Origin of the sequence: Amycolatopsis sp. AA4 (genome assembly GCF_002796545.1) — a bacterium.
GTDB lineage: Bacteria > Actinomycetota > Actinomycetes > Mycobacteriales > Pseudonocardiaceae > Amycolatopsis.
In genome coordinates this window covers 4,821,561-4,846,786 of record NZ_CP024894.1, presented here as the reverse complement: position 1 = coordinate 4,846,786, position 25,226 = coordinate 4,821,561, and the positions used below count along the sequence as shown (strand labels likewise).

General features: G+C 68.4%; 17 protein-coding genes and 3 rRNA genes. All 20 read left to right on the top strand.

Features of this window, described 5'->3' with window-relative positions; genetic code table 11:
- Positions 1 to 98: 98 nt before the first annotated feature.
- Positions 99 to 1,700 (top strand): alpha/beta hydrolase, encoded by a 1,602-nt coding sequence (locus CU254_RS22470; RefSeq protein ID WP_009079605.1) that lies wholly within the window; start codon positions 99 to 101, stop codon positions 1,698 to 1,700.
- Positions 1,701 to 1,894: 194 nt separating this feature from the next.
- Positions 1,895 to 2,371, top strand: a complete 477-nt coding sequence (locus tag CU254_RS22465) for a hypothetical protein (protein ID WP_037714492.1) — start codon at positions 1,895 to 1,897, stop codon at positions 2,369 to 2,371.
- Between the two features lie 1,480 nt (positions 2,372 to 3,851).
- Positions 3,852 to 4,880, top strand: a complete 1,029-nt coding sequence (gene argC, locus CU254_RS22460; protein ID WP_009079602.1) for an N-acetyl-gamma-glutamyl-phosphate reductase — start codon at positions 3,852 to 3,854, stop codon at positions 4,878 to 4,880.
- A complete protein-coding gene (argJ, locus tag CU254_RS22455; RefSeq protein WP_009079600.1) occupies positions 4,877 to 6,037 on the top strand; it encodes a bifunctional glutamate N-acetyltransferase/amino-acid acetyltransferase ArgJ in 1,161 nt (386 codons plus the stop codon). The genes argC and argJ overlap by 4 nt, the downstream gene beginning before the upstream one ends.
- Entirely contained in the window at positions 6,034 to 6,969 is a 936-nt protein-coding gene (gene argB / locus CU254_RS22450; RefSeq protein WP_009079599.1) for an acetylglutamate kinase, read from the top strand. Before argJ ends, argB begins: the two co-directional genes overlap by 4 nt.
- Positions 6,966 to 8,171 (top strand): acetylornithine transaminase, encoded by a 1,206-nt coding sequence (locus CU254_RS22445; protein ID WP_009079598.1) that lies wholly within the window; start codon positions 6,966 to 6,968, stop codon positions 8,169 to 8,171. The genes argB and CU254_RS22445 overlap by 4 nt, the downstream gene beginning before the upstream one ends.
- A complete protein-coding gene (gene argF, locus CU254_RS22440; protein ID WP_009079596.1) occupies positions 8,171 to 9,097 on the top strand; it encodes an ornithine carbamoyltransferase in 927 nt (308 codons plus the stop codon). The genes CU254_RS22445 and argF overlap by 1 nt, the downstream gene beginning before the upstream one ends.
- The gene (locus CU254_RS22435; protein WP_009079593.1) at positions 9,094 to 9,594 is read left to right on the top strand and encodes an arginine repressor; all 501 of its coding nucleotides are present in this window, start codon (positions 9,094 to 9,096) and stop codon (positions 9,592 to 9,594) included. Before argF ends, CU254_RS22435 begins: the two co-directional genes overlap by 4 nt.
- Entirely contained in the window at positions 9,591 to 10,589 is a 999-nt protein-coding gene (locus CU254_RS22430) for an argininosuccinate synthase domain-containing protein (protein WP_009079591.1), read from the top strand. The genes CU254_RS22435 and CU254_RS22430 overlap by 4 nt, the downstream gene beginning before the upstream one ends.
- A gap of 24 nt (positions 10,590 to 10,613) precedes the next feature.
- Positions 10,614 to 12,029 (top strand): argininosuccinate lyase, encoded by a 1,416-nt coding sequence (argH, locus tag CU254_RS22425; RefSeq protein WP_009079589.1) that lies wholly within the window; start codon positions 10,614 to 10,616, stop codon positions 12,027 to 12,029.
- Between the two features lie 44 nt (positions 12,030 to 12,073).
- Positions 12,074 to 12,709, top strand: a complete 636-nt coding sequence (locus CU254_RS22420; RefSeq protein ID WP_009079587.1) for a DNA-3-methyladenine glycosylase — start codon at positions 12,074 to 12,076, stop codon at positions 12,707 to 12,709.
- 32 nt (positions 12,710 to 12,741) lie between these two features.
- A complete protein-coding gene (gene tyrS, locus CU254_RS22415) occupies positions 12,742 to 14,016 on the top strand; it encodes a tyrosine--tRNA ligase (protein ID WP_009079585.1) in 1,275 nt (424 codons plus the stop codon).
- Positions 14,017 to 14,379: 363 nt separating this feature from the next.
- A 16S ribosomal RNA gene (locus tag CU254_RS22410) occupies positions 14,380 to 15,899 on the top strand.
- 283 nt (positions 15,900 to 16,182) lie between these two features.
- Positions 16,183 to 19,306: ribosomal RNA gene (locus tag CU254_RS22405) — 23S ribosomal RNA — on the top strand.
- An 84-nt stretch (positions 19,307 to 19,390) separates the two neighbouring features.
- Positions 19,391 to 19,507 (top strand): 5S ribosomal RNA (rrf, locus tag CU254_RS22400).
- Together the 16S, 23S and 5S rRNA genes form the textbook arrangement of a ribosomal RNA operon.
- 210 nt (positions 19,508 to 19,717) lie before the next feature.
- Positions 19,718 to 22,240 carry a hypothetical protein gene (locus CU254_RS44255; protein ID WP_234392728.1) on the top strand — a complete coding sequence of 841 codons (2,523 nt, stop codon included), beginning with the start codon at positions 19,718 to 19,720 and terminating at the stop codon, positions 22,238 to 22,240.
- The gene (locus CU254_RS22390) at positions 22,233 to 23,210 is read left to right on the top strand and encodes an HAD-IIA family hydrolase (RefSeq protein WP_009079581.1); all 978 of its coding nucleotides are present in this window, start codon (positions 22,233 to 22,235) and stop codon (positions 23,208 to 23,210) included. The genes CU254_RS44255 and CU254_RS22390 overlap by 8 nt, the downstream gene beginning before the upstream one ends.
- Before the next feature lie 16 nt (positions 23,211 to 23,226).
- Positions 23,227 to 23,433, top strand: a complete 207-nt coding sequence (locus CU254_RS22385) for a hypothetical protein (RefSeq protein WP_009079580.1) — start codon at positions 23,227 to 23,229, stop codon at positions 23,431 to 23,433.
- Positions 23,434 to 23,438: 5 nt separating this feature from the next.
- A complete protein-coding gene (locus CU254_RS22380; protein WP_037714489.1) occupies positions 23,439 to 24,257 on the top strand; it encodes a TlyA family RNA methyltransferase in 819 nt (272 codons plus the stop codon).
- Entirely contained in the window at positions 24,254 to 25,174 is a 921-nt protein-coding gene (locus CU254_RS22375) for an NAD kinase (protein ID WP_009079578.1), read from the top strand. Before CU254_RS22380 ends, CU254_RS22375 begins: the two co-directional genes overlap by 4 nt.
- The last annotated feature ends 52 nt before the right edge of the window (positions 25,175 to 25,226 follow it).

The window sequence follows — 25,226 nt, the reverse complement described above, 5'->3', positions numbered from 1 at the left end:
GATCGGGGGACAGCGCGGCTCGTGTCGGGAAACGAGATTCTGCCGCGCAGCCGGTAGCTTCGACGAGCCCTGGTTGCCGTCGGACGCAAAGGACCACTGTGAGGAAAATCGTCACCGCGCTGGCCGCCGCCGCTGTCGCGGCCGGAACGCTGGCTGTCGCACCCGCCGCCACCGCGGCGCCGCCCGAAGGGGCGGACTACGCGCCGCCGCCGATCAAGTGGGGACCGTGTTCCGCACCGGGCCTCGCCAAGGCGGGAGCCGAGTGCGGGTTCCTCGTGGTCCCGATGGACTACGTGCAGCCGTCGGGCCAGACGGTGCAGATCGCCGTCTCCCGGGTGAAGCACAAGACCGCGAAGTACCAGGGCGTGCTGCTGGTGAACCCGGGCGGCCCCGGAGGTTCCGGGCTCGGTCTTTCGGTGCTCGGCCGGAACGTGCCCAAGCACGCCGGCGACAGCTACGACTGGATCGGCTTCGACCCGCGCGGCGTCGGCTCCAGCAAACCGGCTCTCACGTGCGACGGGAACTACTTCGCACCGGTCCGCCCGGCTTACGTGCCGAAGACGCCGCAACTGGAGAGCACCTGGCGTGCCCGCACGAAGGGCTACGCGGAGGCCTGCGCGAAGAACGGTCCGCTGCTGGAGCACGTCAAGACCACCGACGTCGCGCAGGACATGGAAAGCCTTCGCAAGGCGCTGGGCCAGCAGCAAATCAACTACTACGGCTTCTCGTACGGCACTTACCTCGGGCAGGTGTACAGCACGCTGTACCCGGACCGCATGCGCCGGATGGTGCTCGACGGGAACGTCGACCCGCGCAAGGTCTGGTACGACGCCAACCTGGACCAGGACGTCGCCTTCGACCGCAACATCAAGATCTACTTCGACTGGCTCGCGAAGTACGACGACGTCTACCACCTCGGCAAGACCGGCTCGGCCGTCGAGCAGCTCTGGTACGCGCAGCAGCGCAAGCTCGACCGCGCCCCGGCGGGCGGCGTGCTCGGCGGCGACGAGTGGACCGACATCTTCCTGCAGGCCGGCTACTACGTGTTCGGCTGGGAAGACATGGCCAAGGCGTTCGACGGATGGGTGCACCGCGGCGACTGGCAGACGCTGAAAGCGTTGTACGACAAGTCGAACGCGCCCGGCGACGACAACGGCTACGCGGTTTACAACGCGGTGCAGTGCACCGACGCGCAGTGGCCGCAGGACTGGGACCGCTGGCGCCGCGACGCCTGGGCCACCCACTCCCGCGCGCCCTTCGAGACCTGGAGCAACACCTGGTACAACGCCACCTGCCTGAACTGGCCCGCGAAGGCGGGCAAGCCGGTGGAGGTCGACGGGTCGAAGGCGAGCGGCGCGCTGCTGATCAGCGAGGAACTCGACGCGGCCACGCCGTACTCGGGGAGCCTCGAAGTGCGCAAGCGCTACCCGCGTTCGAGCCTCATCAGCGCGCCTGGCGGGACCACGCACGCCGGATCGCTGTCCGGCGTTTCGTGCGTGGACGACCGGGTCGCTGACTACCTCGCCACCGGCGCGTTGCCGAAGCGGGTGCGCGCCGACCGCTCTGACGTCCAATGCGCTCCGGTGCCGCAGCCGGTTCCGTCTCCGGTCGCCTCCGGCGCGCAGCAGAAGGCCGATGCTCAGGCGAAGGCCGCGGCGGAGGAGAAGCAGGGCCTGCTTGCCGGTCTGCTGCGCTTCTGAGTCGTTCTTCGCGATGCCCCGGCCTGCTCTGTCAGGCCGGGGCATCGTTCTTTTCCGCTGGTCCACCGATCCCCCTCGGTTGCTTTTCGGGTCGCCGGGGACGCTACGGCGGGGGTCTGACAATTTCGGACCGCAGTCACCCGATCGCGTTAAGTGATCGAAAATTGTCGGGGGTCGCGGATACCTTCGCGGCCATGACGATCATTCAGGAGCACCGGACCGAGGTCCGGTCAGGAGATGTCCAGTACCAGGTCGCCGTCGTCACCCGCACCGAAGACGGCGAGCCGGAGCGAGTCACCGTCACGGTCGGCGGAGAACGGCCGGACGGCGAACCCGTCGTCGAAGGCAGACTCGAACTCGACGTGGCGTCCGTGGCGACCGTCGCGGAACTGCTCGACACGAGCCTGCGCACCTTCGCGGGCGGCGGTTCGCGGCGAAGATCGCGCGGACGTCCGGCACAGCAGGGGCGGCCGTGGACCGACGAGATGGACGCGGACCTGGAGGCCCGCTGGCTCGCCGGGGATACGGTGGCCGAGCTGGCCCGCCATTTCGCGCGCACACCCGGCGGGATCCGGGCCCGCTTGCCCCGGGTCGGCTGCGATCCGGAGCATCCCGGAAACCATCTGCCGACACCGCCGAGTCTCCGCGAAGCGGAGGAGGGAGTGGACTGACGAGTGCCCGCCGGGTTCGCATGCCGAGGCGGGCCCGGCGTGGCGGTGACTTGCGCGCCGGATTGGCTACTGGGTGCTGGGCGGTCACGGCGGCTTTGCCTTGCGTGAATGGCGGTTCGGGCCTGGAGGCTTGGGTGCTCGGGTGAAGGGCGCGTGCCGGATTCGTGGTTGAGGCTGGCGGGCTGCTGGCTTGCCTTGCGTGATGCGGGGTTCGGGCCTGGGGCTTTGGGTGCCGAGGTGAAGGGCGTGTGCCGGACTCGTGGTTGAGGCTGGGCGAGTTGCTGGCTTGCCTTGTGCGGGTGCCGGGTTCGGGCCTGGAGCTTTGGGCGCCGGGGTCAACGGCGTGTGCCGGACCTGCGGTTGAGATTCCGCGGGTTGCCGGTTTGCCTCGCGCGAGTGGCAGGCCTCCGAGCCCAAGCCTTGCACTCCGAGGCTCATGGCGGGTGCCGGACTGGCGGTTGGGTGGCTGGGCTGGTGGGCGGCTGGGCTCGCGCGAGTGGCGGGTTCGGGCCCGGAGGTTTGGGCACCGCAGCGAACGGCGTTTGCCGGACTTGCGGTTGAGGCTGGGCGGGTTTGCGGCTTGGCTCGGGCGAATACCCGACCTCGGGCGTGGGCTCCGCGGCGAACGGTGTCGGTGCGGATTTGCGGCTTCGTTCCCGGCTGGGCGGCGTGCTCCGGGCTAGTGGCGTGGGACGGGCACGGAGGCGTGGGCTCCGGGGCGAGCGGTGTGCGCGTTGGATCGGCGGTTGTGGTCAGGCGAGTTAGCGGATTGCCCCGGCAGGCGGGCGCTGGGCCAGCGGGTCGGGCTTCGACGCGGCGTGCGCGCTGGACCGGCGTCTGGGTGGCGGACGGCCGGTGCGCTGGCTTGATGGCTTGGCGGAGGAAGGTGCGTGGTCTGCGTCGCCGGGGCAACCCGGCGAGCTGAGTGCTTGGGCGACCGAGGGCAGTGGGCGAAGTGCGGCTAGAGGGTTGGGAAGGGGAGGTGAAGTCGGAGACTCTGGAGGGTGGGTGAGGCCCAAGCGGGTGGTTGGATAGACGTGCGGTTGGTGGCCTGCGCCGACTCAGGTGGCGGGTGGCTCGGCGGCCGGATGGCCTGAGGTCGAGCGACTGGCGCGGTCGGACGACCCTGCAGCGCGGTGGTTAAACGGCCGGTGCGGCCGGAGAGTCCATGCGCTGGAGCGGCTCGGTGGTGGACTCGCTCGGTGGCAGGGGCATTGCTGCGCCCTGACGGTTCGGTGCCGAGCGGTTGCCAATGGGCGGGTGCCCGCGGCAGAAGGGTGCTGCGTCAGCAACCGCAGCACCGGAAGTCCGGTCATCGCGACCAGCGCAGACACTCCGGCGACCGGGCTGGGCTCGGCCTGCCGAGGCGGTGGAAACCGCCTGTGAAACGTACAGAATCCGCGGAAGTCCTGGGGAGGGGACGGCCAGGGTGAGCAAACCCTCTTTGTTTGAGCTTGCACGCTCGTGCATAATCATTCGTATGACGGTGAAGATCGCGGTAGCCGGTGCCAGCGGGTACGCGGGCGGCGAACTGCTGCGCCTGCTCCTGACCCATCCAGAGGTCGAGATCGGCGCTCTCACGGCGGCGAGCAGTGCGGGGACCACGCTGGGCACGCACCAGCCGCACCTTGTTCCGCTGGCCGGCCGGGTGTTGCTCGAGACGAACGCGGAGACGCTCGCGGGCCATGACGTCGTGTTCCTTGCTCTGCCGCACGGCCATTCGGCCGGGATCGCGGCTCAGCTCGGGCCGGACGTGCTCGTGGTCGACCTCGGGGCCGACCACCGGCTCGCGGACGCGGCGGACTGGCGACGGTGGTACTCCGGAGAGCACGCGGGACAGTGGCCGTACGGGATGCCCGAACTGCCGGGCGCGCGCGAGAAACTGGTGGGAACCAAGAGGATCGCGGTTCCCGGCTGTTTCCCGACTGGCGGATCGCTGGCGTTGGCGCCCGCGTTGGCGGCGGGGCTGGTCGAGCCCGCGGTCACGGTGGTGTCGGTGACGGGGACGTCGGGTGCGGGCAAGAGCCTGCGGCCGAATCTGCTCGGGTCCGAGGTCATGGGCAACGCGAGCGCTTACGGCGTCGCCGGGGCGCATCGGCACACGCCGGAGTTCGTGCAGAACCTCTCCGCGGCGGCGGGCAAGCCCGTCACGGTTTCGTTCACGCCGGTGCTCGCGCCGATGCCGCGCGGCATTCTCACGACGGCCAGCGCTCAGCTCGCGGGCGACGTCGACGAGGCCGCCGTGCGCGCGGTGTACGAGAAGGCTTACGGCGCCGAACCGTTCGTCCAGGTGCTGCCCGAAGGGACCTGGCCGACGACCGCCGCGACGGTCGGTTCGAACAACGTCCAGCTGCAGCTCGGAATCGACGCCGACGCGGGAAGGCTGGTCGTCGTCACGTCGATCGACAACCTCACCAAGGGCACCGCGGGCGGTGCCGTCCAATCGATGAACCTGGCGCTCGGTTTCCCCGAGGCCACCGGACTTTCCACCGTGGGAGTGGCACCGTGACCGTCACCGGACCGAAGGGTTTCCGCGCCGCGGGCGTGGCCGCCGGCATCAAAGCCTCCGGCGCGCTCGACCTCGCGCTGGTCGTCAACGACGGCCCGCTCGACGTCGCGGCGGGGGTGTTCACCCGGAACGTGATCAAGGCCGCGCCGGTGCTGTGGTCGCAGGAAGTGCTGAAGCAGCAGAAGCTGAAGGCCGTCGTGCTCAACTCCGGCGGAGCGAACGCGGCGACCGGGCCGGGCGGCTTCCAGGACACGCACGCCACGGCGGAGAAGGTCGCCGAGGTGCTCGGCGCCGGGGCGATCGAGGTCGCGGTGTGCTCCACCGGGCTGATCGGCGAGCGGCTGCCGATGGCCGCCGTTCTGTCCGGTGTGGACAGTGCGGTCAAGGCGCTGGACGCGAGCCCGGAAGCGGCGCTCAACGCGGCCACCGGCGTGATGACCACCGACACCAAGCCGAAGCAGGCGTTCGCCCAGCACGAATCCGGATGGAGCGTCGGCGGGTTCGCCAAGGGCGCTGGCATGCTCGCGCCGAATCTGGCGACGATGCTGTCCGTGCTGACCACGGATGCCGTGGCGGACAAGGAAACTCTCGACCGTGCGCTGCGCGCCGCTACGCACGTCACGTTCGATCGGCTCGACGTGGACGGCGGGACGTCGACCAACGACACGGTCCTCGTGCTCGCGTCGGGTGCGAGCGGGGTGGAGCCGACGGAAGCCGAGCTGACCGAGTTGCTCACCAAGGTCAGCCACGACCTGGTGCTGCAGCTGCGCGCCGATTCCGAAGGCGCCACCAAGGACGTCGACGTCACGGTGAAGGGCGCCGCGTCCGAGGACGACGCGATTGTCGTGGCCCGGACGATCGCCGAGGACAACCTGGTCAAGACCGCGTTGTTCGGCTCCGACCCCAACTGGGGCCGGATCGCGATGGCGCTCGGCCGCGCCCCGGCGCGGATCGACCCGGAGACGGTGTCGATCGCCATCAACGGCGTCACCTTGTTCGCGGGCGGCACGACGGCGGAGGACCGGTCGGCGGCCGACCTGTCCGGGCGGGCGATCGACGTCGTCGTGGATCTCGGGGTCGGGTCCGGCGAGGCCACGATCTACACCACGGACCTGTCGCACGCGTACGTCGAAGAGAACAGCGCGTACTCGTCATGACGGATACCGGAAGGCTCGTCTCCGCCGACGAACGGCTCGCCAGCGCGGCCGAGAAGGCCGGGGTGCTGATCGAGGCTCTGCCGTGGCTGCAGCGGTTCCACGGCGCGACCGTCGTGGTCAAGTACGGCGGCAACGCGATGATCGACGACCAGCTGAAGGCCGCGTTCGCCGAGGACATGGTGTTCCTGCGGCTGGCCGGGCTGCATCCGGTCGTCGTGCACGGCGGCGGCCCGCAGATCAGCGCGATGCTGTCCCGGCTCGGCGTGCCGGGGGAGTTCAAGGGCGGGCTGCGAGTCACCACGCCGGAGACGATGGACATCGTGCGGATGGTGCTGGTCGGCCAGGTCAGCCGCGAGCTGGTCGGCCTGATCAACGCGCACGGCCCGTACGCGGTCGGCATCTCCGGCGAGGACGCGCGGCTGTTCACCGCCGAGCGCAAACAGGCCACTGTGGACGGTGAGCAGGTGGACATCGGCCTCGTCGGCGAGGTCGCCGAGGTGAACCCGGACGCGGTGCTCGACATCGTCAACGCCGGCCGCATCCCGGTGGTGTCCACGGTGGCCCCCGACGTCGACGGCGTGGTGCACAACGTCAACGCCGACACCGCCGCGGGCGCGCTCGCCGCGGCGCTCGGCGCGGAAAAGCTCGTGGTGCTCACCGACGTCGAAGGTCTTTACGCCAACTGGCCGGACCGGTCCTCGCTGATCGACCGGATCCCCGTCGACCGTCTCGAACGCATGCTGCCCGGCCTCGCCAGCGGCATGATCCCGAAGATGGAGGCGTGCGTGCGCGCGGTGCGCGGCGGCGTGCGCGGCGCCCACGTCATCGACGGCAGGCTCGCCCATTCGGTGCTGCTCGAGGTCTTCACCTCGCGCGGCATCGGGACCATGGTGCTGCCCGAGGCAGCGCCCTCCGGAACGGAGCACGCGTGACTACCCTCAAGTCCAATGCGGACGGTCAGCAGCACTGGCAGTCGGCCGTCATGGACAACTACGGAACCCCCGGCCTGACCCTGGTGCGCGGCGAAGGCGCGCGAGTGTGGGACGCGGACGGCGCCGAGTACGTCGACCTGGTCGGCGGCATCGCGGTGAACGCGCTCGGCCACGCCCACCCGGAGGTGGTGCGCGCGGTCACCGAGCAGATCTCGAAGCTGGGGCACACGTCGAACCTGTACGTGAACCCGGTCGCGGTCGAACTCGCCGAAACGCTGCTCGACGTCGCGGGCCTGACCGGGCAGGGCAAGGTCCTGTTCGTCAACTCCGGCGCGGAGGCCAACGAGGCCGCGCTGAAGATCACCCGGCTCACCGGCCGCCGGAAGATCGTCGCGGCGGAGGGCGCGTTCCACGGCCGCACCATGGGCGCGCTGTCGCTCACCGGGCAGCCGTCGAAGCGCGAGGCGTTCGAGCCGCTTGTCCCGGGCGTCACGCATGTTCCCTACGGCGACGTCGAAGCGTTGCGGGCCGCCGTGGACGGCGAGACCGCTGCGGTCTTCCTGGAGCCGGTGCTCGGCGAAGCCGGGGTGATTCCTGCTCCGGACGGCTACCTGCAGGCCGCGCGCGAGATCACCAAGGCCGCCGGTGCGCTGCTCGTCCTCGACGAGGTGCAGACCGGGATCGGGCGGCTCGGCACCTGGTTCGGCTTCCAGCAGGCCGGGATCGTGCCGGACGTGATCACGCTCGCGAAGGGCCTCGGCGGCGGGCTTCCGCTCGGCGCAGTGATCGGCGTCGGCGCGGCCGGCGACCTGCTCAAGCCGGGCCAGCACGGCACGACCTTCGGCGGCAACCCGGTGTGCTGCGCGGCCGGGCTGGCGGTACTGCGCACGATCGTCCGCGACGACCTGCTCGACCATGTTTCGGCGCTCGGCAAGGACATCGCGGCCGGCGTCGAAGCGCTCGGCCACCCGCTCGTCTCCGGCGTCCGCGGCGCGGGGCTGCTGCTCGGCATCGGCCTGCGGGGACCCGTTTCCGCGGCCGTCGCGAAGGCCGCGCAGGAGGCGGGCTATCTCGTCAACCCGGTCGCCCCGGACACCGTCCGGCTCGCCCCGCCGCTCGTGCTCGACGAGCAGCAGGCGCACGGCTTCCTCTCCGCCCTCCCGGGCGCGCTCGACTCCACCACCACGAAGGATTCCGACTGATGCCCCGCCACTTCCTCCGCGACGACGACGTCACCCCCGCCGAGCAGGCCGCTCTGCTCGACCTGGCCGACCAGCTGAAAGCCGACCCGCTCGGCACGAAGGCGCTGACCGGGCGCACGGTGGCCGCGATCTTCGAGAAGAACTCCACGCGCACCCGGTTCTCGTTCGAGGTCGGCATCAGCCAGCTCGGCGGGCATCCGGTGATCGTCGACGGCCGTTCGATGCAGCTCGGCCGCGAGGAAACCATCGAGGACACCTCGCGCGTGCTGTCCCGCTACGTCGACGCCGTCGTGTGGCGCACCTTCGCGCAGAAGCGCATCGACTCGATGGCGTCCGTCGCGTCCATCCCGATCATCAACGCGCTGACCGACGAGTTCCACCCGTGCCAGGTGCTCACGGACCTCATGACCATCCGCGAGCGCAAGGGCAAGCTCGCCGGGCTCACGCTCACCTACCTCGGCGACGGAGCCAACAACATGGCGCATTCGCTGCTGCTCGGCGGGACCACGGCAGGGATGAACGTGCGCGTCGTGTCTCCGGAAGGGTTCCAGCCCGACCAGCAGGTGATGCTCGACGCCAAGCAGCGCGGCACGGAAACCGGCGGCAGCGCGACGGTCTACACCGACGCGCACGAGGCCGTCGAGGGTTCGGACGTGCTGGTCACCGACACCTGGACGTCGATGGGGCAGGAGAACGACGGCCTCGACCGGGTCGGCCCGTTCCGCGCCCTGCAGATCAACGCCGGACTGCTGAAGCGCGCCGCCGACGAGGCGATCGTGCTGCACTGCCTGCCCGCGCACCGCGGCTGGGAGATCACCGACGAGGTGCTCGACGGCCCGGCCAGCGCGGTGTGGGACGAGGCGGAGAACCGGCTGCACGCGCAGAAGGCGCTGCTGGTCTGGCTGTTCGGGCAGAACGGCCGATGACCAGCAGCCGGGTCGGGCGCCAGGCGCGGATCACCGAACTGGTGTCCACGATGGCCATCCGCAGCCAGACGGAGCTGGCGCGGCTGCTGGCCGCCGAGGGAATCGAGGTCACGCAGGCGACGCTGTCGCGCGACCTCGACGAACTCGGCGCGGTCAAGCTGCGCGGAGCCGACTCGGGCGCGCCGGTCTACGTCATCCCCGAGGACGGCAGCCCCGTTCGCGGGGTGCAGGGCGGTACTTCACGGCTGTCGCGGCTGCTCGCCGAACTGCTGGTGTCGGCGGATTCGTCGGGCAATCTCACCGTGTTGCGCACGCCGCCGGGCGCCGCGCAGTTCCTCGCGAGCGCGATCGACCGGGCCGCGCTGGAAGAGGTCGTCGGCTCGATCGCGGGCGACGACACGGTCGCGGTCATCGCGCGCGAGCCGCTGACCGGACGCGACCTCGCCGAGCGGTTCACCGCGCTCGCGCAAGGTTCGGCGGAAGGGGACGAGCCGTGACCCGGCGGGTCGTGCTCGCCTGTCCGGGCGGGCACGGCTCCTCTGCCGCGCTGGATCTCCTTGCCGGACAAGGCGAAGTGGTCGCCGTCGCGGTGGATTTCGGCGCCGGGGACGTCGATTTGTGCGCGCTCCGGCGGCAGGCGGCGGCCGACGGGGCCACCGAGATCGTGGTCGCGGACGTCCGCGAGGAATTCGCGAACGACTACTGTTTGCCTGCCCTGCAAGCGAATGCGCTGATCCTCGACCGGCACCCGCTGGTCGAGGCTCTGGCCCGGCCGCTGCTGGCGAGCCAGCTCGTCGCGACCGCGAAGGACCGCAACGCGTCAGTCATCGCGCACGGCGGCGGATACACATTGTCCAGCATGATCGCGGCACTCGCGCCGGACCTGGAGATCGTCGAACTCGGCGTCCGAGGCGGGCAGGAGTTGTCGACGAGCCGGACTTTGTGGGGCCGGGCCGCGAACGACGGTTACCGCTGTACCGAGGACGCGGTGGTGAACCTCGGCATGCCGGACGAAGTCGTCGTCACCTTCGAACAGGGCGTACCGGTCGCGGTCGACGGCGAAACCGTCAGCGTGGCCGAGGCGGTGCAGCGGCTCGGGCACCGGGCCGGAGCGCACGGCATCGGCCGGTTCGAGTTGGCTGGCGGCTACGACGCACCGGGCGCGGCAGTGCTGGTCACCGCGCACCAGGAGCTGGAATCGGTCGCCCTCGACCGGGATCTGGCGAGGTTCAAGCACGGCGTCGACCGCCGGTGGGCCGAGCTGGTCCAAGACGGGTTGTGGTTCTCGCCGCTGCGCGAGCCGCTGGACGCGTTCGTCCGGCGGGCGCAGGAGCGCGTGTCCGGCGAGGTGCGGCTGGTGCTGCACGCGGGCAGCGCGACCGTCGCCGGCCTCCCCGGGAGGCGGCTTCGCCCGGTCGGACGGCGGTACCGTCCGGGCACCGGGCAGACTCCGCTGGGGAGCACCCAGCATCCGACCACCCAGGCGTCCTGAGACGCCGGACGAGAGAGGCAGAACGTGAGCGGGAAAGACCAGCCGGTGCAGCTGTGGGGCGGCCGGTTCGCCAGCGGGCCGGCCGAGGCGATGGCGGCGCTGAGCGCCTCGACCCACTTCGACTGGCGCCTGGCGCCCTACGACATCGCCGGATCGCGCGCGCACGCCCGCGTGCTGAACAAGGCGGGTCTGCTCACCGAAGCGGAACTGGCCGGGATGCTGGAGGCGCTCGACACCTTGGCGCAGGACGTCGCGTCCGGGGCGTTCACGCCGACGGTCGCCGACGAGGACGTGCACACCGCGCTCGAACGCGGCCTGCTCGAACGCGCCGGCGCCGAGCTCGGCGGCAAGCTGCGCGCCGGCCGTTCCCGCAACGACCAGGTCGCGACGCTGTTCCGGATGTGGCTGCGCGACGCCGCGCGCCGGGTGGTCGCGGGCACGCTCGACGTGATCGACGCGCTGGTCTCGCAGGCGTCCCGGCACCCGGACGCGATCCTGCCCGGCCGCACCCACCTGCAGCACGCGCAGCCGGTTCTGCTGGCGCACCACCTGATGGCGCACGGCCAGTCGCTGCTGCGCGACGTCTCCCGCCTGCGCGACTGGGACGCTCGCACCGCGGAGTCGCCGTACGGCTCGGGCGCGCTCGCCGGTTCGTCGCTCGGCCTCGACCCGGAAGCGGTGGCCGCCGAACTGGGCTTCGACACCAGCGTGGAGAACTCGATCGACGGCACCGCCTCGCGCGATTTCGTCGCGGAGTTCGCGTTCGCCGTCGCGATGCTCGCGGTGAACCTGTCGCGGATCGCCGAAGAGGTGATCATCTGGAACACCGCCGAGTTCGGCTACGTGACGCTGGACGACGCGTGGGCCACCGGCAGCTCGATCATGCCGCAGAAGAAGAACCCGGACGTCGCGGAGCTGACCCGCGGCAAGGCCGGCCGCCTGATCGGCAACCTCACCGGCCTGCTCGCCACGCTCAAGGCGCAGCCGCTCGCGTACAACCGCGACCTGCAGGAGGACAAGGAGCCGGTCTTCGATTCGGTCGAACAGCTGGAACTGCTCTTCCCGGCGATCGCGGGCATGCTCGGCACGCTCACGTTCCACACCGACCGGCTCGCCGAACTCGCTCCGGCCGGGTTCACGCTGGCCACCGACATCGCCGAATGGCTGGTGCGCCAGGGCGTGCCGTTCCGCGTCGCGCACGAGGCGGCGGGGGAGAGCGTGCGGGTCGCCGAGTCGCGCGGGGTCGGGCTCGACGAGCTGACCGACGAGGAGTTCCAGGCCATCAACCCGGCGCTCACGCCCGCGGTGCGCGAGGTCCTGACCGTCGAAGGTTCGGTGCGTTCGCGCGACGCCCGCGGCGGCACCGCGCCGGACCGGGTCGCCGAGCAGCGGGAACGCCTGGTCGAGCGCGTCGCGGCGCATCGGCAGTGGCTGAAATGATCTGCCGTCGGGCCGCTCGTTAGGCTGGCGGCCTGACGAGGGGAGTGCGTGTGGACCGGTTGTTCCGGCGCGAAGAACTGGCACTGGACCCGGTCGACCTGGCTCGGCTGCTGCTCGGTGCCGTCCTCGAGGCGGACGCGCCCGAGGGCCGGGTCGGGGTGCGGCTCGTCGAGGTCGAGGCCTACCGCGGGCTCGACGATCCCGCTTCGCACTGCTACCGCGGGAAAACCCCGCGCAACGCGGTGATGTGGGGTCCGGCCGGGCACCTCTACGTGTACTTCGTCTACGGCATGCACTTCTGCGCGAACGTCGTGGGCACCGAGGACGGCCAGCCGGGCGCGGTGCTGCTGCGCGCCGGCGAGGTCGTCGAGGGCGCGGACATCGTGCGGAAGCGCCGGCCGAACGCGCGCGGCAACGGCGAACTCGCCAAGGGCCCGGCCATCCTCACGTCGGTGCTGGGCCTCGCGCGCGAGCAGAACGGCGCCGATCTCACCGACCCCGGCTCGCCGGTGCGGCTGCTCGTCGGCGAGCGCGTGCCCGCGGACAACGTGCGCACCGGCCCGCGCGTCGGCGTCGCGATGGCGATGGACACGCCGTGGCGGTTCTGGATCGACGGCTCACCAGCCGTCTCGACCTACCGCCGCGGCGGGAAACGCCGGCAGGTGCGACCCGCGGGATAGTCGTTTGACCTGGTGGGGGATCATCTACAGGTGTGAGTGAGCACATCCTTGACGAGTTGTCCTGGCGCGGCCTGATCGCGCAATCCACCGACATCGACGCCCTGCGCCGAGAACTCGACCGCGGCCCGCTCACGCTCTATTGCGGCTTCGACCCGACCGCGCCCAGCCTGCACGCCGGCAACCTCGTCCCGCTGCTGATGCTCAAGCGGTTCCAGCGCGCCGGGCACCGGCCGATCGTGCTGGCCGGCGGCGCCACCGGGATGATCGGCGACCCCCGCGACAACGGGGAGCGCACGCTGAACACCCTGGACGTCGTCGCCGACTGGGCCGGGCGGATCCGCGGCCAGCTGGAGCGGTTCGTGGACTTCGACGATTCGCCGACCGGCGCGATCGTCGAGAACAACCTCGACTGGACCGGGAAGCAGAACACGCTGGAGTTCCTGCGGGACGTCGGCAAGCACTTCTCGGTCAACGTCATGCTGAACCGGGAGACGGTGAAGCGGCGGCTCGAAGGCGACGGCATGTCCTACACCGAATTCAGCTACCTGCTGCTGCAGTCGCAGGACTACCTGGAGCTGTACCGCAAGCACGGCTGCAAGCTGCAGGTCGGCGGCTCGGACCAGTGGGGCAACCTCGTCGGCGGCGTCGACCTGATCCGCCGGGTCGAGGGCGGCGCCGCGCACGCGCTGACCGCGCCGCTGGTCACCGACGCCGAGGGCCGCAAGTTCGGCAAGTCCACCGGCGGCGGCAACGTGTGGCTCGACCCGGAGCTGACCTCGCCGTACGCCTGGTACCAGTACTTCGTGAACGTCGGCGACGCCGACGTGCTCCGCTACCTGCGCCTGTTCACCTTCCTCGACCAGGAGGAGATCGACGCGCTGGCGAAGGACACCGAGGAGCGCCCGCACCTGCGCGCCGCGCAGAAGCGGCTGGCCGAGGAGTTCACGAACCTGGTGCACGGCGAGGACCAGACGCGCCAGGTCATCGCGGCGAGCCAGGCCCTGTTCGGCCGCGGCGAGCTGACCGGCCTGGACGGCCCGACGCTCGACGCGGCGATGGCCGAGGTCCCGAACGGCAAGGTCGAGCCGGCCGGCGACGCGACGATCGTCGACCTGCTGCTCGCCGGGGGACTCGTGGACAGCAAGGGCGCGGCCCGGCGCACGGTCAAGGAGGGCGGCGCGTACGTGAACAACGTGAAGATCGCCGACGAGGAGTGGAAGCCCTCGGCTTCCGACGCGCTCCACGGCCGCTGGCTCGTGGTCCGCAAGGGCAAGCGCAACGTCGCCGGAGTCCGGGTCGGGGGCTGATCGCCGCCCAGGCCCGAAACAGGGGCTCTGACCTGCGGGAACGCAGTTAAGGGACCCCCCTGCTTCGGGCCCTTCCGGGGGGTGTAAAGTTCTTCAAGTCGCCAGGGAGACCGGGCGGCCGCCGGGACACGAACCAAGCTCTCGCCTCTAAGGTGATTGAGTGGGTGTCCCACCAAAAACTGCTAGGAATGACCGCTTCGGTCAGGCTCGCCCTCATGGGGTCGGGTTTGATGTGGGGTGTGTTGCTTGAGAACTCAACAGTGTGCTAGTGAACTAAGCCAGTAGAGCTTATATGAAACCCCCTCGTCGGGGTTTCCTTTGAGATTGATTGATTGAGAGTAGTCTCGATCGAACTTGAAGACATTGTTGGAGAGTTTGATCCTGGCTCAGGACGAACGCTGGCGGCGTGCTTAACACATGCAAGTCGAACGCTGAACCGGTTTCGGCCGGGGATGAGTGGCGAACGGGTGAGTAACACGTGGGTAATCTGCCCTGTACTCTGGGATAAGCCTGGGAAACTGGGTCTAATACCGGATACGACCACTGCAGGCATCTGTGGTGGTGGAAAGTTCCGGCGGTATGGGATGAACCCGCGGCCTATCAGCTTGTTGGTGGGGTAATGGCCTACCAAGGCGACGACGGGTAGCCGGCCTGAGAGGGTGACCGGCCACACTGGGACTGAGACACGGCCCAGACTCCTACGGGAGGCAGCAGTGGGGAATATTGCACAATGGGCGCAAGCCTGATGCAGCGACGCCGCGTGAGGGATGACGGCCTTCGGGTTGTAAACCTCTTTCGCCAGGGACGAAGCGCAAGTGACGGTACCTGGATAAGAAGCACCGGCTAACTACGTGCCAGCAGCCGCGGTAATACGTAGGGTGCGAGCGTTGTCCGGAATTATTGGGCGTAAAGAGCTCGTAGGCGGTTTGTCGCGTCGGCCGTGAAATCTCCACGCTTAACGTGGAGCGTGCGGTCGATACGGGCAGACTTGAGTTCGGCAGGGGAGACTGGAATTCCTGGTGTAGCGGTGAAATGCGCAGATATCAGGAGGAACACCGGTGGCGAAGGCGGGTCTCTGGGCCGATACTGACGCTGAGGAGCGAAAGCGTGGGGAGCGAACAGGATTAGATACCCTGGTAGTCCACGCTGTAAACGTTGGGCGCTAGGTGTGGGCGACATTCCACGTTGTCCGTGCCGTAGCTAACGCATTAAGCGCCCCGCCTGGGGAGTACGGCCGCAAGGCTAAAACTCAAAGGAATTGACGGGGGCCCGCACAAGCGGCGGAGCATGTGGATTAATTCGATGCAACGCGAAGAACCTTACCTGGGCTTGACATGCGCCAGACATCCCCAGAGATGGGGCTTCCCTTGTGGTTGGTGTACAGGTGGTGCATGGCTGTCGTCAGCTCGTGTCGTGAGATGTTGGGTTAAGTCCCGCAACGAGCGCAACCCTTATCCTACGTTGCCAGCGCGTCATGGCGGGGACTCGTGGGAGACTGCCGGGGTCAACTCGGAGGAAGGTGGGGATGACGTCAAGTCATCATGCCCCTTATGTCCAGGGCTTCACACATGCTACAATGGCTGGTACAGAGGGCTGCGATACCGCGAGGTGGAGCGAATCCCTTAAAGCCGGTCTCAGTTCGGATCGCAGTCTGCAACTCGACTGCGTGAAGTCGGAGTCGCTAGTAATCGCAGATCAGCAACGCTGCGGTGAATACGTTCCCGGGCCTTGTACACACCGCCCGTCACGTCATGAAAGTCGGTAACACCCGAAGCCCATGGCCCAACCCGCAAGGGAGGGAGTGGTCGAAGGTGGGACTGGCGATTGGGACGAAGTCGTAACAAGGTAGCCGTACCGGAAGGTGCGGCTGGATCACCTCCTTTCTAAGGAGCACAACACATCCCGGTCATCGTGCCGGGAGTGGCCGGAGCTTAGGCCTCGAATGCAGGTCTGCTCTGGTTGCTCAAGGAATTGTGGAACTACTGGTTATGGGTTCTCGCGGTGGTGATGCCGCCGACTCAGTACTGCGGGCTTGTCCCGCGTGGAACGGCGGCCGCGGATCCGGGCGGGTTCTTGTTCGCTCAGCACGCTGTTGGGTCCTGAGGCAACACACGTTGTTTCTGGTGTGGTGTTTGAGAACTGTAGAGTGGATGCGAGCATCTTTGTGGTCAAGTTGTTAAGGGCACATGGTGGATGTCTTGGCTTCAGGAGCCGATGAAGGACGTGGGAGGCTGCGATATGCCTCGGGGAGCTGTCAACCGAGCTGTGATCCGAGGATTTCCGAATGGGGAAACCCAGCACCAGTGATGTGGTGTTACCCGCCGGTGAATATATAGCCGGTGTGGAGGGAACGCGGGGAAGTGAAACATCTCAGTACCCGCAGGAAGAGAAAACAAAAGTGATTCCGTGAGTAGTGGCGAGCGAAAGCGGAAGAGGCTAAACCGATTGCATGTGATACCTGTCAGGGGTTGTGTGGTCGGGGTTGTGGGACCTGTCTTCTCAGAGCTGACACTCTGGGCGTGATGCGGCATGGTTAGCGGAACCGCTTGGGACGGCGGGCCGGAGCGGGTGAGAGCCCCGTACGCGAAAACTGTGTTTGTGTTGTGTGGCGGTGTTCCCGAGTAGCAGCGAGCTCGTGGAATTTGCTGTGAATCTGCCGGGACCACCCGGTAAGCCTAAATACTTCCTGGAGACCGATAGCGGACGAGTACCGTGAGGGAAAGATGAAAAGTACCCCGGGAGGGGAGTGAAAGAGTACCTGAAACCGTGTGCCTACAAGCCGTCAGAGCTCACTTGTTGAGTGATGGCGTGCCTTTTGAAGAATGAGCCTGCGAGTTAGTGCTGCGTGGCGAGGTTAACCCGGGTGGGGTAGCCGTAGCGAAAGCGAGTCTGAATAGGGCGATTGAGTCGCGTGGTCTAGACCCGAAGCGGAGTGATCTACCCATGGCCAGGGTGAAGCGACGGTAAGACGTCGTGGAGGCCCGAACCCACTTAGGTTGAAAACTGAGGGGATGAGCTGTGGGTAGGGGTGAAAGGCCAATCAAACTCCGTGATAGCTGGTTCTCCCCGAAATGCATTTAGGTGCAGCGTCGCGTGTTTCTTGCCGGGGGTAGAGCTACTGGATGGTCTAGGGGCCTTACCGGGTTACCGAAATCAACCAAACTCCGAATACCGGTTAGTGAGAGCGCGGCAGTGAGACGGCGGGGGATAAGCTTCGTCGTCGAGAGGGAAACAGCCCAGAACACCAGCTAAGGCCCCTAAGTGTGTGCTCAGTGGGAAAGGATGTGGGATTGCCCAGACAACCAGGAGGTTGGCTTAGAAGCAGCCACCCTTGAAAGAGTGCGTAATAGCTCACTGGTCAAGTGGTCCTGCGCCGACAATGTAGCGGGGCTTAAGCACACCGCCGAAGCTGTGTCATTGACACAATAGATCGACGTTCGTCCTTGAGGCGGATGTCCAGTCGTGTTGATGGGTAGGGGAGCGTCCTGCATCCAGGGAAGCCGCGGCGGAAGCTAGCGGTGGAGGGTGCGGGAGTGAGAATGCAGGCATGAGTAGCGAATGCAGAGTGAGAAACTCTGCCGCCGGATGACCAAGGGTTCCTGGGCCAGGCTAATCCGCCCAGGGTAAGTCGGGACCTAAGGCGAGGCCGACAGGCGTAGTCGATGGACAACGGGTTGATATTCCCGTACCCGAGCATGTGCGCCCATGGCGAGGCGGTTGACACTAACCACCCGAAGCCACTCGTGAAGCCTTCGGGCGGATCGGGTGTGTGGAGCGTGGGACCTGATTCCGTAGTAGTCAAGCGATGGGGTGACGCAGGAAGGTAGCTCCGCCAGGCGATGGTTGTCCTGGTGTAAGCGTGTAGGAGGAACAGTAGGCAAATCCGCTGTTCACATACTCTGAGACGTGATGCGTAGCCGTGTGAGGCGAAGTGGGTGATCCTATGCTGTCGAGAAAAGCCTCTAGTGAGTGCATGCACGGCCCGTACCCCAAACCAACACAGGTGGTCAGGTAGAGAATACCAAGGCGATCGGGTGAACTGTGGTTAAGGAACTCGGCAAAATGCCCCCGTAACTTCGGGAGAAGGGGGGCCAAACACCTTGAAGCTTCATGCAAGTGGAGGGGTGGTTGGCCGCAGAGACCAGCGGAAAGCGACTGTTTACTAAAAACACAGGTCCATGCGAAGTCGCAAGACGATGTATATGGACTGACGCCTGCCCGGTGCTGGAACGTTAAGAGGACCGGTTAACTCACTTTGTGGGTGAAGCTGAGAATTTAAGCGCCAGTAAACGGCGGTGGTAACTATAACCATCCTAAGGTAGCGAAATTCCTTGTCGGGTAAGTTCCGACCTGCACGAATGGCGTAACGACTTTCCGGCTGTCTCGACCACAGGCCCGGCGAAATTGCATTACGAGTAAAGATGCTCGTTACGCGCGGCAGGACGGAAAGACCCCGGGACCTTTACTATAGTTTGGTATTGGTTTTCGGTTCGGCTTGTGTAGGATAGGTGGGAGACTGTGAAGCGCTCACGCTAGTGGGTGTGGAGTCGTTGTTGAAATACCACTCTGGTCGGATTGGGAATCTGAACCTCGGACCATGATCTGGTTCAGGGACAGTGCCTGATGGGTAGTTTAACTGGGGCGGTTGCCTCCTAAAGGGTAACGGAGGCGCCCAAAGGTTCCCTCAGCCTGGTTGGCAATCAGGTGTCGAGTGCAAGTGCACAAGGGAGCTTGACTGTGAGACAGACATGTCGAGCAGGGACGAAAGTCGGGACTAGTGATCCGGCACCTCCTGGTGGAAGGGGTGTCGCTCAACGGATAAAAGGTACCCCGGGGATAACAGGCTGATCTTGCCCAAGAGTCCATATCGACGGCATGGTTTGGCACCTCGATGTCGGCTCGTCGCATCCTGGGGCCGGAGTAGGTCCCAAGGGTTGGGCTGTTCGCCCATTAAAGCGGCACGCGAGCTGGGTTTAGAACGTCGTGAGACAGTTCGGTCCCTATCCGCCGCGCGCGCAGGATACTTGAGGAAGGCTGTCCCTAGTACGAGAGGACCGGGACGGACGGACCTCTGGTGTGCCAGTTGTCACGCCAGTGGCATGGCTGGTTGGCTATGTTCGGAAGGGATAACCGCTGAAGGCATCTAAGCGGGAAGCCTGTTCCAAGATGAGGTATCCCACCCCATGTGGGTTAAGGCCCCCAAGAGACGATTGGGTTGATAGGCCAGAAATGGAAGCACAGTAATGTGTTGTCGAGTTGACTGGTACTAATAGGCCGAGGACTTGCCCACAAAGATGTTACGCATCCACTCTACGGTTCTGAAACACCACACCGGCTGTCACGACAGTGACAGGTGTGTGTTGTTTCGGAGTGTTTCGGTGGTTTTAGCGTCAGGGAAACGCCCGGTCCCATTCCGAACCCGGAAGCTAAGCCTGACTGCGCCGATGGTACTGCAACCGAAGGGTTGTGGGAGAGTAGGACACCGCCGAACTTAACCTGATAGGTCTGGGCCCCGGTCCGAGAACCCCTGGTGGTTCTCCCGGGGCCCAGACTCATGTTCGCATCCGCTCGAAGCAGCGCGCGGGGACCGCTGAGGGTCCGCCCGCGCGAGGTTGCTCCGAACGGGCCCGTAGGATAGTCAATCGGCCCTCGTGCGAGGGCCTACTTCAGAATTCCAGAGTTGTCTATGGCAGGAGGCCAGGTGTCCGAGTTCGGTCGACGAGACTCAGCGGATGAGGGGTCCGGTCGGTCGGCTCGCCGCGACCAGGACTCCCGCGGCGGACGGTCCGACGCGCCCCGGGGAGACCGGCGCGGCGCGCGGCAGGACCGCGGCGGGCGCGACAGCCACCAGGGCCGGCTCCGTCGGGACGACCGCGGCGCGCGCGGATCCGGCGGGTTCGCCGGCCGCCCCGACCGCGGCGACGGCCCCCGCGAGAACCGCGGATACGCCGGCAAACGCGACGACGACCGCGACTTCCGCCCCCGCGGCAAGCGCGAGTTCGACCGTCCGCAAGGCAAGTCGTACGGCGATCGCTCCGGGCGTCCCGAGGGACGCTCGTCCTACGGCGACCGTTCGGAAGGCCGCTCCTACGGGGAGCGCTCCGGCGGGCCCGGCAAATCGTACGGCGACCGGTCGGGACGTCCGGAAGGCAAGTCCTACGGCGATCGCGGTGGGCGGCCGCAGGGCAAATCCTCTTACGGGGAGCGGTCCGGCGGGCGCTGGAACGACGACCGGCGCGGCAGCGACGACCGCCGCGGCGGTTACTCGGGCGGCGACGACCGGCGCGGTCCGGGCGGATATCGCGGCAAGGACTCTCAAGGCGGCGGATTCCGCGACGACCGGCGTGGTTCCGGCGGATTCCGTGACAACGACCGGCGCGGCGGTTACGGCGACCGCGACAATCGCGGCGGCAAGCCGGGCGAATCGCGTGGCGGCTACCGCGATGACCGTGGCGGCAAGCCCGGTGGGTACCGCGATGACCGTGGCGGCAAGCCGGGCGGGTACCGCGATGACCGCGGTGGCAAGCCCGGTGGGTATCGGGACGACCGCGGTGGCAAGCCGGGCGGGTACCGGGACCGGGACGACCGCGGTGGCAAGCCGGGCGGGTACCGGGACCGGGACGACCGCGGTGGCAAGCCGGGCGGGTACCGGGACCGGGACGACCGCGGTGGCAAGCCGGGCGGGTACCGGGACCGGGACGACCGCGGGCCCCGCGAAGGCGGATTCCGTGGCGGGAACCGGGGTTCCGGCGGATTCCGGGACGACCGGTCCGGCGGCAACCGGCGCGACGACCGCGGGTTCCGCGACGACGAGCGCCGGGACAGCCGTCCGGGCGGGTTCCGCAACGAACGGCGGGACGAGGGCGGTTACCGCCGGGACGATCGCGGCGGATCTCGTGACAACCGTCGGGACGACCGGTCGGGCGGTTTCCGCGGCGAGCGGCGCGACGAAGGCGGCTACCGGGGTGACCGTCGGGACGACCGTTCCGGTGGATACCGGAGCGAAGGCGGCTACCGCGGGGACCGTCGGGACGACCGGTCCGGTGGCTTCCGTCGCGATGACCGCGCTGGCGGGGAGCGCCGGGACGAGCGTTCGGGCGGGTTCCGGAAGGACCGTCAGGACGAAGGTTTCCGGGAGTGGCGTGACGAGACCTCGTCGGCCGCGGTCGAGGAAACCGCAGTCGCCGACGAGGTGACTGCGGGCTCGGATGCCGTGGACGTGGAGTCGGGTGCGGGGGACCGGGTCGAGGCCGCTGACGGCCAGGACAAGCGCGACGCGGACAGCTCGCAGGACCGCGGCGACCGGGACGAGCAGCGCGACCGCCGGGAACGCGACGACCGGGGCGGCCGCGGCGAGCGAAGCGACCGGCCCAGCCGCGACAACCGTGGCGATCGCGACAGCCGGGACAACCGAGGCGACCGTCGCGACCGCAGGGACGACCGTCCCCGCGCCAAACGCCCGGTGACCCTCGAGGAGCAGGACGCGGCACTCGCCCGCGGGCTGCTCGAAGCGCCGGAACTGCCCGAGGACATCGAGTTCTCCGACCTCGACGAGGAAGTCCGCCGGGAACTGCGGACCCTGCCGAAGGGGCTCGCGGAGACCGTCGGGAAGCATCTGGTCGCCGCGGGCGGGCTCGTCGACAGCGACCCGGAGGCCGCGCTCGAGCACGCCCGGTACGCGAAGACCAAGGCGTCGCGGGTGCCGATCGTGCGCGAAGGGCTCGGGCTCGTCGCGTACCACGCGGGCGACTGGCAGGAAGCGCTGTCCGAACTGCGCGCCGTCCGGCGGATGACGCGCAGCGACGAGCACATCGCGATCATCGCGGACGCCGAGCGCGCGCTCGGCCGTCCGGAGCGCGCCCTGGACCTCGCCAAGGAGACCGACAAGGAGCGGCTCACCAAGTCGACCCAGGTCGAGCTGGCGATCGTCGCGGCGGGTGCGCGGCGCGACCTCGGGCAGCTGGACGCGGCGGTCGTGTCCCTGCAGGGGCCGGACCTCCAGGCGGGCAAGCGCGACCCGTGGAGCGCGCGCCTGTTCTACGCGTACGCCGACAACCTCGAGGCTGCCGGGCGCAAGGAAGAGGCCGTCCAGTGGTTCCTCAACGCGGCTGAGGCCGACGCCGAGGACGAGACGGACGCCGCCGAGCGGGCCGCCGACCTGGCGAACGAGGCGAACGCGACCGAGACCAACGAGCCCAGCGAGCCCAGCGAGACGGATGACTGACGTGGTCTACGACGCGCTGCTGTTCGATCTCGACGGCACCGTGTACCACGGGCCGCAGGTGATCGAGGGCGCCGCGGAAACCGTGACCGCCGTGCGCGAGCAAGGCACGGCGGTCCGGTTCGTCACCAACAACGCGTCCAAGGCCCCGTCGGCGGTCGCGGAGCACCTCCGGGACCTCGGGATCTCCGCGGACACCGAAGAGGTGCACACGAGCGCTCAGGCGGCCGCCGCGCTCCTCAAGGACCGCCTGCCCGTCGGGGCGAAGGTGCTCATCGTGGGCACCGCCTCGCTCGGCGACCAGGTCTCCGCCGCGGGACTGGAGCCGGTGCGGACCGCGGGCGACGACGTTTCCGCGGTGGTGCAAGGACATTCGCCGGAAACCGGATGGGCGGACCTCGCCGAGGCGAGCATCGTGATCCGGGCGGGCGGCCTGTGGGTCGCCACGAACACCGACAGCACGCTGCCCACCGAACGCGGGCTGATGCCGGGCAACGGATCCATGGTCGGGGCGCTCAAAATCGCTACCGGCGCGGAGCCCGTGGTCGCGGGGAAGCCGCAGCCGTTGTTGTTCGAGACGGCCGCGCGGTCGGCGAAAGCGAAGCGTCCGCTGGTGGTCGGGGACCGGCTCGACACCGACATCGCGGGTGCGGTCGCGGCGGGGCTCGACTCGCTGTGCGTGCTCACCGGCATCGCGACTCCGGCGACGCTGCTCACCGCGATTCCGGCGGAACGGCCCACCCATCTCGGCCACGACCTCACCGCGCTCGCGCAGCCGGTGGACGAATTGCGCGTCGGGAAGAAGTCCGGCTGGGAGATCAGCGAAAGCGACGTGCTGACTGTGCGCGGCGAAGGGGACAAGCTCGACCTGCTGCGCGCGCTGTGCGATTCGGCGTGGCGCACCGGAGTCTCGCAGGTGCGCGCGGACGGCGACGCGGCCGCGGCGGCAGTAGCCGGGCTCGGACTGGCCTGACTGGTAGTTTGGGGCTGTGCACCCGAACGTTCCGCGGCCGGTTCCCGGACCCCCGCCGATCCCCGGACCCGGCCCGCAGCAGACTGACCCGCGGGCGGGCATCGACGAGGCCGTCGCCGGGCTCGACGACCTCGACACGCTGCCGCCGGCCGAGCACGTGGACCGGTTCGAGGCCGTGCACACCGAGCTGACCGTGGCCCTGTCCAGCATCGACAAGGTCTGACCGGCGTGGCCAAACGGGCCAGGCTCGACGCGGAACTCGTGCGGCGCGGACTCGCCCGCTCCCGCGAACAAGCCTCCGCGCTGATCACCGGCGGCAAGGTCACCGTGCGCGGCATGGTCGCCACGAAACCCGCCACCGGCGTGGAAAACGACGCGCCGATCGTCGTGAAGGACGAGGACGACCCGGGCTGGGCGTCGCGCGGCGCGCACAAACTCCTTGGCGCGCTTGACCGTTTCGGTCCCGAGGGGCTGACCGTCGAAGGTCGCCGCTGTCTCGACGCGGGCGCATCCACCGGCGGCTTCACGGATGTGTTGCTGCGAAACGGCGCGGAGAAGGTCATCGCCGCCGACGTCGGGCGCGGGCTGCTCGATTGGAAGCTGCAGACCGACGACCGCGTCGTCGTCCTCGACCGCACGAACGTCCGCAACCTGACGCCGGACGTCCTCGGCGGCCAGGTCGACCTCGTCGTCGGCGACCTTTCCTTCATCTCGCTCAAACTCGTGCTGCCCGCGCTCGCCGCGTGCGCGCGCGACGGCGCGGATCTCGTCCCGATGGTCAAACCGCAGTTCGAGGTCGGCAAGGACCGGCTCGGCAGCGGCGGCGTGGTGCGCGATCCCGAACTGCGCGTCGAATCCGTGCTGGGCGTGCTCGCCGAAGCCGCGAAGCTCGGCCTGTCGCTGCGCGGGGTCGTCGCGAGCCCGCTGCCCGGTCCGTCCGGGAACGTCGAATACTTCGTGTGGCTCCGCAAAACGGAGCCGGAAGACGCGGGCAGCGAAGAGGCCGAACCGCTCGTGCGCGCCGCAGTCCAGGAAGGACCCCAGTGACCGCCGAACGTGAAGTGCTCCTCGTGGTGCACCCCGACCGGGACACCACCCGGGAGGCCGCCCGCGAGGTGTCCCAGCGGTTCGCGAAGGCCGGGATCCGGCTGCGCGTGCTCGACGAGGACGTCCTCCGGCTGATCGACCCGGACGGCTGCATGGCCATGCCGTGCACCGTGGTCGCGCCCGAGCACAACCCGGCCGAGGGAGCCGAACTCGTGTTCGTGCTCGGCGGCGACGGGACCCTGCTGCGCGCGGCGGAACTCGCCCGTCCGGCCGAGGTGCCGGTGCTCGGCGTGAACCTCGGCCGCGTCGGCTTCCTCGCCGAGGCGGATTCGGACGCGCTCGCCGACGCCGTGCAGCGCGTGGTCGACCGCGAGTACCACGTCGAGGACCGGATGACGGTCGACGTCACGGTCACCGCCGACGGCGCGGAGATCTACCGGACCTGGGCGCTCAACGAGGCCAGCGTCGAGAAGTTCAGCCGCGAGCGGGTGCTCGACGCGCTGATCGAGGTCGACGGCCGTCCGGTGTCGTCCTTCGGCTGCGACGGCGTGCTGTGCGCGACGCCGACCGGCTCCACCGCGTACGCGTTCTCCGCGGGCGGGCCGGTGCTGTGGCCGGACGTCGAGGCGCTGCTCGTGGTGCCGAGCAACGCGCACGCGATGTTCTCCCGTCCGCTGGTGGTCTCGCCCGAGTCGGTGATCACCGTCGGCATCGACCCGAAGGGCCCGAAAGCGGCGCTGACCTGCGACGGGCTCCGGTCGTTCGACCTGCCGCCGGGCGCGCTGGTGCGCGTCGTGTGCGGCACGCGGCCGGTGCGGCTGGTGCGGCTGTGGGACGGCGTGTTCACCGACCGGCTGGTGTACAAGTTCGGCCTGCCGGTGCGCAGCTGGCGCGACCGGCGCTCGGGAGACCGCTGAGCGCGACGCGCCCGCACAAGTGTTCGACCAGCGAAAAGAAGAGTTAGCGGAC

Bases quoted from the DNA above. Each gene is read 5' to 3' on its own strand.
- CU254_RS22435 (WP_009079593.1), top strand. From the start codon at position 9,094: ATGACCAGCAGCCGGGTCGGGCGCCAGGCGCGGATCACCGAACTGGTG.
- CU254_RS22465 (WP_037714492.1), top strand. From the start codon at position 1,895: ATGACGATCATTCAGGAGCACCGGACCGAGGTCCGGTCAGGAGATGTC.
- argB (WP_009079599.1), top strand. From the start codon at position 6,034: ATGACGGATACCGGAAGGCTCGTCTCCGCCGACGAACGGCTCGCCAGC.
- argC (WP_009079602.1), top strand. From the start codon at position 3,852: ATGACGGTGAAGATCGCGGTAGCCGGTGCCAGCGGGTACGCGGGCGGC.
- CU254_RS22390 (WP_009079581.1), top strand. From the start codon at position 22,233: ATGACTGACGTGGTCTACGACGCGCTGCTGTTCGATCTCGACGGCACC.
- argF (WP_009079596.1), top strand. From the start codon at position 8,171: ATGCCCCGCCACTTCCTCCGCGACGACGACGTCACCCCCGCCGAGCAG.